The 11,131-nt window shown below is 35.4% G+C and carries 14 protein-coding genes and 1 pseudogene; 13 read left to right on the top strand and 2 right to left on the bottom strand.

Annotation, left to right across the window (positions count from 1 at the left end):
* Positions 1–319: 319 nt before the first annotated feature.
* Positions 320–640, bottom strand: coding sequence for a transcriptional regulator (locus ACFIMU_RS08270; protein ID WP_026500698.1), 321 nt, complete (start codon positions 638–640; stop codon positions 320–322).
* A 103-nt stretch (positions 641–743) separates the two neighbouring features.
* On the opposite strand from ACFIMU_RS08270, the gene ACFIMU_RS08265 reads away from it, so the two are divergent.
* Genes ACFIMU_RS08265 through ACFIMU_RS08255 form a run of 3 tightly spaced genes read left to right on the top strand, consistent with a single transcriptional unit; the run spans position 744 to position 2,700 of the window.
* A complete protein-coding gene (locus tag ACFIMU_RS08265; RefSeq protein ID WP_375697005.1) occupies positions 744–1,073 on the top strand; it encodes a hypothetical protein in 330 nt (109 codons plus the stop codon).
* A 10-nt stretch (positions 1,074–1,083) separates the two neighbouring features.
* Positions 1,084–1,929: a hypothetical protein gene (locus tag ACFIMU_RS08260; RefSeq protein WP_375697004.1), complete on the top strand. Its 846-nt coding sequence runs from the start codon at positions 1,084–1,086 to the stop codon at positions 1,927–1,929.
* Between the two features lie 12 nt (positions 1,930–1,941).
* The gene (locus tag ACFIMU_RS08255; protein WP_375687060.1) at positions 1,942–2,700 is read left to right on the top strand and encodes a hypothetical protein; all 759 of its coding nucleotides are present in this window, start codon (positions 1,942–1,944) and stop codon (positions 2,698–2,700) included.
* On the opposite strand, the gene ACFIMU_RS08250 is transcribed toward ACFIMU_RS08255, so the two are convergent.
* Positions 2,697–3,341 carry a hypothetical protein gene (locus ACFIMU_RS08250; RefSeq protein WP_375664598.1) on the bottom strand — a complete coding sequence of 215 codons (645 nt, stop codon included), beginning with the start codon at positions 3,339–3,341 and terminating at the stop codon, positions 2,697–2,699. The genes ACFIMU_RS08255 and ACFIMU_RS08250 overlap by 4 nt on opposite strands.
* A 75-nt stretch (positions 3,342–3,416) precedes the next feature.
* Between ACFIMU_RS08250 and ACFIMU_RS08245 the strand changes: the two genes are divergently transcribed.
* From ACFIMU_RS08245 to ACFIMU_RS08200, 10 genes and pseudogenes are all read left to right on the top strand, one after another.
* On the top strand, positions 3,417–3,896 hold the full coding sequence (locus tag ACFIMU_RS08245) for a crossover junction endodeoxyribonuclease RuvC (RefSeq protein WP_375697003.1): 480 nt from the start codon (positions 3,417–3,419) through the stop codon (positions 3,894–3,896).
* The gene (locus tag ACFIMU_RS08240; RefSeq protein WP_375607617.1) at positions 3,880–4,251 is read left to right on the top strand and encodes a DUF1376 domain-containing protein; all 372 of its coding nucleotides are present in this window, start codon (positions 3,880–3,882) and stop codon (positions 4,249–4,251) included. The genes ACFIMU_RS08245 and ACFIMU_RS08240 overlap by 17 nt, the downstream gene beginning before the upstream one ends.
* Positions 4,241–4,591: a DUF1376 domain-containing protein gene (locus tag ACFIMU_RS08235; protein WP_375696121.1), complete on the top strand. Its 351-nt coding sequence runs from the start codon at positions 4,241–4,243 to the stop codon at positions 4,589–4,591. The genes ACFIMU_RS08240 and ACFIMU_RS08235 overlap by 11 nt, the downstream gene beginning before the upstream one ends.
* Positions 4,581–5,810 carry a hypothetical protein gene (locus tag ACFIMU_RS08230; protein ID WP_375697002.1) on the top strand — a complete coding sequence of 410 codons (1,230 nt, stop codon included), beginning with the start codon at positions 4,581–4,583 and terminating at the stop codon, positions 5,808–5,810. Before ACFIMU_RS08235 ends, ACFIMU_RS08230 begins: the two co-directional genes overlap by 11 nt.
* Before the next feature lie 275 nt (positions 5,811–6,085).
* Positions 6,086–6,415, top strand: coding sequence for a hypothetical protein (locus ACFIMU_RS08225; protein ID WP_375697001.1), 330 nt, complete (start codon positions 6,086–6,088; stop codon positions 6,413–6,415).
* Positions 6,402–6,857, top strand: a complete 456-nt coding sequence (locus ACFIMU_RS08220) for a hypothetical protein (protein ID WP_375615314.1) — start codon at positions 6,402–6,404, stop codon at positions 6,855–6,857. Before ACFIMU_RS08225 ends, ACFIMU_RS08220 begins: the two co-directional genes overlap by 14 nt.
* Before the next feature lie 345 nt (positions 6,858–7,202).
* Positions 7,203–7,943, top strand: a complete 741-nt coding sequence (locus tag ACFIMU_RS08215; protein ID WP_375687070.1) for a hypothetical protein — start codon at positions 7,203–7,205, stop codon at positions 7,941–7,943.
* Between the two features lie 84 nt (positions 7,944–8,027).
* On the top strand, positions 8,028–8,693 hold the full coding sequence (locus tag ACFIMU_RS08210; RefSeq protein WP_375687072.1) for a hypothetical protein: 666 nt from the start codon (positions 8,028–8,030) through the stop codon (positions 8,691–8,693).
* Positions 8,694–8,947: 254 nt separating this feature from the next.
* The gene (locus ACFIMU_RS08205) at positions 8,948–10,393 is read left to right on the top strand and encodes a replicative DNA helicase (RefSeq protein WP_375687074.1); all 1,446 of its coding nucleotides are present in this window, start codon (positions 8,948–8,950) and stop codon (positions 10,391–10,393) included.
* Between the two features lie 103 nt (positions 10,394–10,496).
* Positions 10,497–10,712, top strand: a pseudogene (locus tag ACFIMU_RS08200) (single-stranded DNA-binding protein); the annotation flags it as partial.
* Between the last annotated feature and the right edge of the window lie 419 nt (positions 10,713–11,131).

The raw sequence follows: 11,131 nt of genomic DNA, 5'->3' as shown, positions 1-11,131 counted from the left end.
CCAGATTTAGCGAGATTTTGTTCTTCATTTTCGCAGATGACTAAGAGAATTTCATCAGAATTTATAAACACTGGTTTATTCACAAATGCCTCCATACAGCCTATTGGCAAAAGTTATTTTCTAAGATATGGAGAAATTAATACGTTTTTCGTAATCATATGTCAATAGATAAAATACGAAAAACGTATTTTTATTTTTATAAACCTATTCGATTTTGTTTATATCATTAATGTTAATGAGGTGCTTATGATAAAAAGTATAAAAGAAAAGCAGCTAGCCATCATGCTAAATAAATTAACCGAATGTGAAAAAAAAGCTTTTATGAATTTCTTGCTGCGAGCAGAGATTTTAAAAGATCCTCGACAATCTTCTTTTCAGAATCATTCGCTTGTGAATATAAATAAAGAAAATCATCAGAGTAAGATCCAGAAATAGGTGAAGAATCTTTAAAAAACTCCATAATTTTAACTAATTCATCTGCCTTAATATCTCTCATTTCCCTATTTGTATTAAGATTAATCATATTGGATATAGCTGGTCTTCTTATACCAAGATGGGCGGCAAGCTTAGCTTGGCTCCCTCGTCCCATTTTATCAAGTTCTTTTTTTATCCAAATTTTTAGCTCTTTTTGCCTAATCATAATTAAGTTTATTCCTTATTTTTAAAGTACTTACAATATAAAAAATAAAATGATACGTTTTTCGTATTGACTAAATATTTTGGATATCGTATTTTTTATCGCTATGATAAAAACATATACGAAAACCGCAAAACTCATAATTGAGTATCTAGGTGGCTATAAAAAAGTTGCTGATATTGTTAATCGCAATGTTATTGTAATTCGAAAATGGGCTTATCCTTTTGAAAAGCGAGAGGGTAAAGGCGGCATTATACCAGCTAAATACCAAATTATGCTTTTAAATTATGCGCGAGATCATGGGATAGATTTGCGTCCAGAAGATTTTTTTTATCCCGAGCGCTTGCAGAGATTAATGCAAGAGCAACACCCCCCAATGTCGAAAATTTGCAAGAGCCGCGGTGTTGATCACACCGGCGATAGTTTGCAGCCTTAAGGAGATCAAAATGAGTTCGAATGAAATTTTATGGATAGCAGTGGTTTCAGTTTTGCTCTTAAGCGGAGTGATGTTTCGTATTGCATTGCATTATCGCGATCAAGTTAAAGCACTTAAAGAGCAGGTTCAAGATATTAAGAAAAAAATGAAAGAGAATGAGTTTAGGTATTTAAAGGAAAGCAAGCAGACAATTGATGAATGTGATGCGGATCTTGAAGAACGTGACAAGGAAATTAAACAACTGAAGCAAGAGATTGAAGAACGTGACGAGGAAATTAAACAACTGAAACAAAAGACTGAAGAGCATGAAAAGGCGTTCAGAAATGTAAGTGAAGTTGTAATGACACTCGAAGCAGATGTGCAATCACGTGATACGGAAATTAAAGAACTGAAGCAAGAGATAGAAGAACTAAAACAAAAGATAGATGCGTACCGAGAAGATTTTAAACGGAAAAGTGAAAAGATACGGACACTAAAAGAAGATGTGCAATCACGTGATACGGAAATTAAAGAACTGAAGCAAAAGATAGAAGAACGTGACGACAAGGAAATTGAAGAACGTGACAAGGAAATTAAAGAACTGAAGCAAGAGATAGAAGAACTAAAACAAAAGATAGATGCGTACCGAGAAGATTTTAAACGGAAAAGTGAAAAGATACGGACACTAAAAGAAGATGTGCAATCACGTGATACGGAAATTAAAGAACTTAAACAAAAGATAGAAGAACGTGACGACGAGGAAATTGAAGAACGTGACAAGGAAATTAAACAACTGAAGCAAGAGATTAAACAGCGTGATGAAGCAGTAAAAGCGCCGCCTCATAAGAATAAGAAGAGTAAGAAGAAGGGTAAGTGAGGAGTGGATAAGATGACAGTTAAAAAGAAGTATGAATCTACTGATGAAACAATCGAAGTTAATGGAGTTACGCTTCATCGTATACGTGCTTTAAGAAATTTTAGAGATGTGTACGCAGGGGATCTAGGTGGCTTTATTGAAAATGAAAGCAATTTAAGTCATGAGGGAGACTGTTGGGTTGGGGACGATGCAAAGGTTTATGGTAGTGCTAGGGTTTACGGTCGAGCCAAGGTTTTTGGTAATGCCAACGTTTATGATAACGCTCATGTTTATGGCAATGCCATTGTTTATTTTGATGCTCAAGTTTTTGGTAATGCACATGTATACGGTACAGCAATAATTTGTGAAAATGCCCGTGTGTGTGGTGATGCATGGATTGATACAGGTTTTATTAGTGGTTGTGATTTAGTTAATAGTAGTAAAAAGAAATACGAACTTACAGACGATACAGTTGATCTCGGTCCTTTCAAGTTACACCGAATACGAGCATTGAGAAGCTTTGGAAAAGTAAAGAAAGGTGATTTAGGTGGCTGGGTAGAGAGTGAAGAGAACCTCAGTCACGAAGGTAATTGTTGGATTAGTGGTTTAGGGGCTGTTTTTGGTGGCGGCAGATTACGTGGTGATCACCTAGTTCCAAACTTTAATTACATTTCCAATACGACTTATAAATTGTCTATGTTAACACCACAACAATACATGGCATCTCTACCTTGGCACCGTAGAATATGGGAGCGACTCCGTTATTATTGGGAGTGCGGAATATGGCTTTAGCTATTAGAATTATTCATGAAGAGCTTTCTTTTAAATAGTTTATCAAACCACGTTTCGTTTTGCTGGTCTGTCCACCGGAAAAAACCAAGACAAAACTTGGTTTCAAGCGTTGCTTCTGGATCATTACATGAGGTGTGTTCAACTACAATGATTATAGGTTTTCTGAAGGACGGTTCTTTTGGGTGTATCTTAAACCAAAGAGTTAATTTACTTTTGGCTTTTATGCTAAAAAGATCAAAAAAACCCAAATGCTCTGGCTTTAGTTTTGGGTCTATTAAATCAATGTGCTTTGGAGTTTTTGGGATGACCTTTATTCCATTTCTATCTCTTTCAGAGTCTGTGATAGCTTCGTTAGGATCTGGGCGGCATACTTTATTAAATACAAACGGATATTCTTTGGGTATTTTGATATGATTTATCTTGATTATTTGATTTGTAGGATTGTGGATGATTAACTCTAGGTAAGTTTCAAGGTCTTGAGGATTATTTGGACTCATGTGTCCAAAAATTTCACGTACACTATAACTTTGCAATTTTTGTCCTAAACATCTTTCTTTTTGTGCTTTGTAGTTTGTATACAAAACAAAGCCTCCAACGGCTATACTAATGGTGGAAGAAAATAAATCATATATTGTTGGCATACTTCTCACATCTTTCTCCCCCCGCTTATGGGAAAATAGTAATCTTATAAAATACGTTTTGTATGGAGTGGCGCTGTGATTAACACGATTCTTTGTTTTGATCTAGGTACCAAAACGGGGTGGGCGATACGTGGTGCAAGTGGTGACATGTTCAGTGGTACCGTGAATTTTCAATCGCGCCGTTTTGAAGGCGGTGGAATGCGTTACTTGCGTTTTAAGCAATGGCTATCAGAAATAAAGCAGACAGCAGGTCAAATTGACGCGGTGTATTTTGAAGAGGTGAGGCGTCATAAAGGTACAGATGCCGCGCATGTTTACGGCGGTTTGTTAGCAACGTTAACGGCGTGGTGTGAACAGCATCAGATACCGTATGAGGGGATACCAGTAAGTACGATTAAGAAAGCGATGACGGGGAAGGGGAATGCGTCGAAAGAAGAGATGATAGAGGCAATGTGTCTTAAAGGATACAAGCCATGTGATGATAATGAAGCAGATGCTTTAGCAATTTTACATTTAGTTAAAGAAAGGGAGATCTCAAATGATGTCCAACAATAAAGTGGCGTTTGTAAAATTTAATACAGATCAGTTTTTAAAAGAGCTTACAAGTTTAAAAGCGACAGAGAAGGCTGTTTATACAACACTTGTGTTGCTAATGAATAATAGAAAAGCGCCTCTTATCAATTATGCGTCTTGTTTATCGGGTTGGTGTGGGTGTTCAGTGCAAACGTTTAAAAAGGCGTTAGAAACTTTAATAATGATGGGTCTTATTACGCGTTTAGAGAATAGGCGCTTATGGCATAAGTCATTAGCTTTTGATCAAAGTGTTCAAAGAAAATATTCAGAAAGAGTTTCAAAAGCAGCTTTAGCAAGGTGGAGTAAGAAAAGAGAGGAGGCAATACATGTCCAGTAAATTACCATGGACGAGGCTTTTTGCATACAAATGGCTTCTTACTCTTGTTTTTTTGTCGCCGACCGAGAAATGTATCTATGTCATGTTGCGACTTCTAATGCTCCATACTGGTGAACCTATTTTAAAGGACTTAAGGGTATTAGCTTTTTGGGTTGGTTATCCAGTAGAAGAGTTTGAAGCAGCTTTGAATTCCTTGATTGAAGATGGATTCATCATACGTTTAGACAATGGTGGGTTGTGGAATTCAGAAGTTGAAAAAGAACTCAAAAACGTCACTGAAGAGCTAGATAATTTCACTTGCAATAATAATGGAGAAAGGGAGGTGAAGTATGTCAACTAAGTTGCCATGGACGAGGCTTTTTGCAGACCAGTGGGCAATAGTTGTTGATTATTTGCCTGCTGTAGAGGGCAATATCTATATGCGATTACGGTTACGTATGTTGCGTACTGGTGAACCTCTTTTTTATAATATTAAAGTTTTATCTCATTACACTGGTTATTCAGTGAAGAAGTTTGAAGCGGCACTGAATGTTTTGCTTGAAGAAGGATATTTCATTCGTTTAGCAGATGGTCGCTTATGGAATTTAGATGTTGAGGAAGAGCTCAATAACTCTAATGAGAATTTAGAAAAGGTATCAAAAACATCACGATCAAAGAGATTATCGGAGAGAGCAAAGAAAGCAGCGCAGGCAAGATGGGATAAACATACAACTTATGCTTGTGATGATGCTCAAGTTGCTGAAAATACTGATAAAAACGATGCTAAAGCAATGCTTAATGATGCTAAAACGATGCTTAATTATGCTAAGCATGCTAAGCATGATGCTAAAGCGATGCTTAATGATGCCTATATATATAACAATAACATTAACAATAACATTAACAATAACAATAACAAAAAAAATATTATTTTATCAAAAAGAGAAATTGATTTTGAAAATTTAGAAACAAACGATTTTGTTGAAAAGGCAATCGAGTGTGATGATGTTCAATCAGAACAAATCAAAACGATAGAAACCAAACAACCAATCATTCACGAGCAAAATACCAACACTTCAAACAATGCTAACAACCGATGGCAAATTGACGAAGCGATGATTGAGAAATTGCCTTCACGAAAAGTTAAAAAGGTTGGAAAACAACTTTCAGAAATCGTTGATAAGATAATGCCTGCTTATTTTCCAGAGAAAGCAAACTTTTTTGAAGGAACAAAGAAAATAAGGGAAAAACAAGAAGTTGAAAGAATACTAGAAGATTTCAAACCCGATTTTCAATACGCAACTGAACAAGGATTAACGCATGATGAAGCCTTATCAGAATTTGAAAAATTTGTACGCTTTTCAAAAAACAATCCATGTCGAAATGCAAATGAACGCGATTGGCAAAGCGCTTGGGATAATTGGATTACGCATCCAGAATATGGATTGGTAATTAAGAAACACAAAAAATCAGAAGTGAAAAAACTATATGAAAGCGCATGTTATAAACCACCGTCAAACAATTTCGCAAATAACCTTTCAGAAAGCTTCAATCAACTTGCAACAGCGATCTACGCTTAAAGACACTTATGGATCCGAAATAGAGCTTTTTTCGGAAGCATCAGTCATGAAATCGTATTTAAAAGCATTGAAGGATAAACAGCAAAGTAGTGAAGTTTGCTGATGATTTTGAGAATAGATATGCGTTTAAATTGACAGAAAGGCACCGTACAGAGCGATTTAAATATTTTGTGATAAAAACCACATTGAAATTAAAAATGCTTCTGTACGGTCCATTTTGAGGCAAATAAACCCATTGGTAAAGTTATGGATTTAGATAGGGGATATTAAACCAAATGTTTTTAAAAAAACGTAAACAGAAGGGGGAAAAAAAGTTCGTTGCAACAGCGGTTGGATATGCACCATGGGGATTAGGGGTAGCAGAGTATTTTTACAATCTTTACGAATATGATGATGGTACAAGAGAATATGAAGAATTTGACGGTGGTCAGTATCATGAGATACCTGAGAATGTTGATTACAGTACCAAGGCGCAAGTGAAAGCTTGGATATATGGGGGTGGTATTCCGAAAAGCGTTCTCAATTACGAACCTCTCATAGATGAGATCAATAAAGAGATCAAAAAATTATCAAAAACCGCAGGAAATAAATATGTTTACAGATAAGCAGCTAAGAGCCTTGTTTGGTATTATAATTTTTATATTTTTATGCTTTTTAGAAATTAAAAAAAATCCCTATTTTATCCAAGGTATTTTGATATTTGCATCTTTTGGTTTGATAATAATAACAAATATTTTTGTAATTTTATGCAATTCTCATATTCCTTTTGAGTTGCAGAACAGTCCAAAATATAAAGATGATGATACAACAGGTTGGAAGATATTAACACGTGATTTACAACATTATATGCACCGACTCTTAAAGCTAATAAGTTTAGCACTTGTCGTTTTAATTTTTCCAAATAGTTATACTGTATTTTGGTATTTAGATATCGTTTTTTGGTACTTTTTTTTAGTTTATTCATTCTTTCTCATGTTGCATACACGCAGTTTAATAAACATGTCCATTTACGCGATACAATCATCTCTTAAAAAGAAAGAGAGCTAAAAAAAGCACTTGGTATTCAATTAGGTAGATATCAAAATGAAAAAAAGTGAAAAAAATAAAAAATACGTATTGACTTTAAAGAAAAGGTCGTTTAATAAGGTTGGCAAGTGCTTCAAAACACTAAACGTTAAGCGGGTAAACCACGAAAAGGTTTCTCCCATTTCTTAAAATACTGACTTTCTTTTATGCTATCGTTGGCATATAACGATTTTGTCGGGTGTGGTCACACCATACAATACTCTTTATGAGAAAAGTGTGACGACGGACTTAACGCCGTGTTTTGAACGCCCGGCGCCCTTTTAGGGTGTCAATTCAAAACTTAATTACGTTAAGAAAGAAATTAGCATGAACGCTACAGTTAAAAAGAGAAAACCATCCAAAAAATATGAATTAACCAATGAAATAGATCATATGACTGGTCTCACATTATACCGTATACGCGCCTTAAAAGATTTTGGAGATGTCAAAGCAGGGGATCTAGGTGGTTTTATAGAAAATGAAAGCAACCTATCGCATTATGGTACGTGCTGGGTATATGATAAAGCCCGCGTTTTTCAAAATGCCCGTGTTTCTGGGAATGCAAAAGTAAGAAGCTTTTTTGTAGACGTTTGTGGGAATGCAAAAATTTATGGGAATGCTATTTTTGAAGCTATTTTTATGGGAGGCAATGCGCGTCTTTATGGGAATGCTCGTATTAAAGGTGCTGTTGTAATTGAAGGCAATGCAAAGATTTATGATAATGCCTATGTAACTGATCATGCTCATATTTCTGATGATGCCGTCATTTGTGATGATGCTCATGTTGGAGGCAATGCAAAAATAAGCGGCGCTGCTCATATTTGTGATGACGCGCGTGTTTTCGATGATGCCGTTGTATGTGGTGCTCTTATCTCAGGAGATTCTTATGTTCATAGCGCCGCTTCTTTAACGGCAGATGATCATATTTGGAATGAAGCATATCCCGAATTTGGTAGTGAAGATGATTATTATCGTCATGAGTATTATGATGATTTTGAAGACTATTATGATGCTGATCTTGAATCGGAAAATGATGACGATTTAGAATGTGAAAAAGAAGCTGCTTAATTAAACAATAGGGCGGTGCGGGGGCGCCTCCTTATAACCATTTCATTTAAAAATTTGTTTGAATATTAGATTAGGGAGCTACCTATGACCACTAAAACTGTATCTAAAAAATATGAATTTACTAATGAAACCTTCATTTTAGATGGTCTTACTTTACACCGCATTCGTGCTTTAAAAGATTTTGATGATGTTAAGGCAGGGGATCTCGGCGGTTTTATTGAAAATGAAAGCAACTTGTCACATGATGGCAATTGCTGGGTTTACGATAATGCTCTTGTTTTTTGCAATGCCGTCGTTTCTGAAAATGCAAAAATACGTCATGATGCTTATGTTTTTAATGAAGCAAGGGTATCAGGAAATGCAGTGATTAGTGACAAAGCGCGGGTTCTTGAGAAGGCTGCTTATGTTCATGGCAATGCAAAAATATGCGATGATGCAATAATTTGTGGGGAGATTTATGGGAATGCCCTTGTTTGTAATAAAGCCATGGTATCGACAGAAGCAAAAATTTATGACAATGCAAAAGTTTTGAATAATGCTTGTGTTGGTGGTTTGATTTATGGGAATGCAAAAATAACTGGGGCGGCTTGTATTTGTCCAGGTGCAGAAATTTATGACAATGCATGCATTCAAGGAAAAACGAAAGTTTATTTCTTTGTAAAAATTTATGGCAATGCCGTTATTAAAGGCAATAAAAAAATTTATAAAGATACTGATGGTAGTGAACAAAGCACAAATAAAGCAGCGTAAATAACATAACGGGGCGGGGGGCTGCTTTATAGCAAAAAAGCCGCGTCCTTTAAGACACGGCTTTCATGAGCAAAACAATTAGCGATCTAAATAAACGATTAAAGTAACCAATCGAAATATAAAAGAACATCTCTTTATTGCACAAAACGTATCAAAAAGCAAGCTGTTAAGTAAAATAAAAATGGGATTCACACTGTAGATTCAGTGATTTATAATTATCATTTATCAAATCAATTTAAATCATAATGAATAAAATGAACGCTGTTAAATTACCTTCTTTTCAAACAGAAGAAAAATCTTCTTTTCGTCAACTTCCCCATAATATTGAAGCGGAACAGGCATTACTTGGAGCAATCCTGATTAATAATAATGCTCTTGATAGCGTTTCTGATTTTTTAAAAGCAGAGCATTTTTTTGAACCGTTGCATCAAAAGCTTTTTGATATCATTTCACAAATTATTCAAAAGGGAAGAATTGCAGATCCCATTACTATTAAGCCCTTTGTTGAAAATGATGCGAAAATTGGTGACATCACTGTATATAATTACGTGGTGCGTTTAGCTAAAGAAGCTGTAACAATCATTAATACTAAAGATTATGGGAGTGTCATTTATGATCTGTTTATCCGACGCTCTTTAATTAACCTTGGCACTCAAGTTGTGAATAGAGCATATGATGTTTCTATAGAACTTACAACATCACAACAAATTGAAACTGTTGAAAATCAGTTATTTGAGCTAGCAGAAAAAGGAAAATATGGAGGTGGGTTTGAAAACTTTGATACAGCCATTGCAAAAGCACTTAACATGGCAAGTGCAGCGAAAAAGCGTTCCTCACAGCTTTCAGGGATAGCTACCCATATCAAAACACTTGATGAAAAAATGGGAGGATTACAAGCATCTGATTTAATTATCCTTGCTGGACGCCCTGGGATGGGTAAAACATCACTTGCTACCAATATTGCTTTTAATATTGCTAATGCTTGTAAGCGTGATAACAGCCAAGCCAATGAAGGGGGTATTGTTGGTTTCTTCTCACTTGAGATGTCAACAGAACAGCTTGCAACTCGTATTATTTCCGAACAAATAAAGGTTTCTTCTTCGGATATGCGTCGTGGTAATATCTCAGAAGAGCAATTTGCAAAAATTATTCACGCAATGCGCTCTTTACAAACAATCCCTCTTTATATTGATCAAACGGGTGGGTTGTCTATTGCACAATTGTCCGCTCGTGCAAGGCGTCTTAAACGACAACATGGTCTAGATGTCTTGATTATCGATTATATCCAACTCATGACAAGCGGTTCAAAGCGTTCATTAGAAAATCGCGTTCAAGAAATTACAGCTATTACCACCGGATTAAAAGCACTTGCAAAAGAACTCAATATTCCCATCATCGCTCTCTCTCAACTTTCGCGTCAAGTTGAAAACCGAACCGATAAACGTCCACAATTATCCGATTTACGTGAATCTGGTTCAATCGAGCAAGATGCCGACATTGTTCTGTTTGTTTATCGTGAAGAATACTATCTCAAAAATGAAGAACTAAAAGAAGGCACTGCTGAGTATAGCAAGTGGCAAGATGCAATGGAGCAAGCCAAGGGTAAAGCCGAGGTTATTATAGCAAAACAACGCCATGGTCCGACAGGAATCGTTCCCCTTGCCTTTCAATCCGATTTTACACGCTTTAGTGATTTATAACATAATGTAAAACATTAAATAATTGTTATTAGACAACTGAAAACATTGTAAAAACACATAAAATATGTTATGATCTTTACATCATTTAATGGGACTTACAAACATGCTTAATAAAGTGATTTTAATTGGTCATTTAGGTGCAAATCCAGAAAGCAAAACAATGTCATCTGGCACCGAGGTGGTCAATTTTCGAATGGCAACGTCTGAGAGCTATACAGACAAGGCAACCAATAAGAAAGTAGACAAAACAGAATGGCATTCCATTGTGGTGTTTAATCCACATCTTGCAAAAATAGCACTCCAGTATCTCAATAAAGGCAGATTCGATATAATATCAAAAAACACAATAAAGTCAATATGTTGTTTGCAATTATTTTATATGAATCCACTCAAGAATCCATCTTTTTATGCGTGTCTAAATTGATCATTTTTTATATAAGATTGGCATGTATGAATAGACCATAAAAAGCAAATCATGATGTAAATATTATAACGCATGTAAACATTCAAATGAAATGAAAAGCAGATATCATTTATAACAGTTCATAAATCTTATGATACGTTTTTATCACAGCACAAATCACATTGTTTAAAATTTAGTCGTTTGAAATATCGATAACATACGTTTAAAGATCACATCTTGTTTTAAAGATTGGATTGCTAATCACATAAAAGAGCAAATTAACATTCGCCAAAATTGGCGAGCGCAAAATAGAGAGCTGTCATAACAGCATCATC

Source organism: Bartonella sp. AC70YNML (assembly GCF_042196545.1).
GTDB lineage: Bacteria > Pseudomonadota > Alphaproteobacteria > Rhizobiales > Rhizobiaceae > Bartonella.
This window is presented reverse-complemented; position numbering and strand designations above follow the sequence as displayed.

What these genes read in the sequence shown, in the direction of transcription:
- ACFIMU_RS08270 (WP_026500698.1), bottom strand. Translation starts at nt 640, where the DNA reads ATGATTAGGCAAAAAGAGCTAAAAATTTGGATAAAAAAAGAACTTGAT.
- ACFIMU_RS08265 (WP_375697005.1), top strand. Translation starts at nt 744, where the DNA reads ATGATAAAAACATATACGAAAACCGCAAAACTCATAATTGAGTATCTA.
- ACFIMU_RS08260 (WP_375697004.1), top strand. Translation starts at nt 1,084, where the DNA reads ATGAGTTCGAATGAAATTTTATGGATAGCAGTGGTTTCAGTTTTGCTC.
- ACFIMU_RS08255 (WP_375687060.1), top strand. Translation starts at nt 1,942, where the DNA reads ATGACAGTTAAAAAGAAGTATGAATCTACTGATGAAACAATCGAAGTT.
- ACFIMU_RS08250 (WP_375664598.1), bottom strand. Translation starts at nt 3,341, where the DNA reads ATGCCAACAATATATGATTTATTTTCTTCCACCATTAGTATAGCCGTT.
- ACFIMU_RS08240 (WP_375607617.1), top strand. Translation starts at nt 3,880, where the DNA reads ATGATGTCCAACAATAAAGTGGCGTTTGTAAAATTTAATACAGATCAG.
- ACFIMU_RS08235 (WP_375696121.1), top strand. Translation starts at nt 4,241, where the DNA reads ATGTCCAGTAAATTACCATGGACGAGGCTTTTTGCATACAAATGGCTT.
- ACFIMU_RS08230 (WP_375697002.1), top strand. Translation starts at nt 4,581, where the DNA reads ATGTCAACTAAGTTGCCATGGACGAGGCTTTTTGCAGACCAGTGGGCA.
- ACFIMU_RS08225 (WP_375697001.1), top strand. Translation starts at nt 6,086, where the DNA reads ATGTTTTTAAAAAAACGTAAACAGAAGGGGGAAAAAAAGTTCGTTGCA.
- ACFIMU_RS08220 (WP_375615314.1), top strand. Translation starts at nt 6,402, where the DNA reads ATGTTTACAGATAAGCAGCTAAGAGCCTTGTTTGGTATTATAATTTTT.
- ACFIMU_RS08215 (WP_375687070.1), top strand. Translation starts at nt 7,203, where the DNA reads ATGAACGCTACAGTTAAAAAGAGAAAACCATCCAAAAAATATGAATTA.
- ACFIMU_RS08210 (WP_375687072.1), top strand. Translation starts at nt 8,028, where the DNA reads ATGACCACTAAAACTGTATCTAAAAAATATGAATTTACTAATGAAACC.
- ACFIMU_RS08205 (WP_375687074.1), top strand. Translation starts at nt 8,948, where the DNA reads ATGAACGCTGTTAAATTACCTTCTTTTCAAACAGAAGAAAAATCTTCT.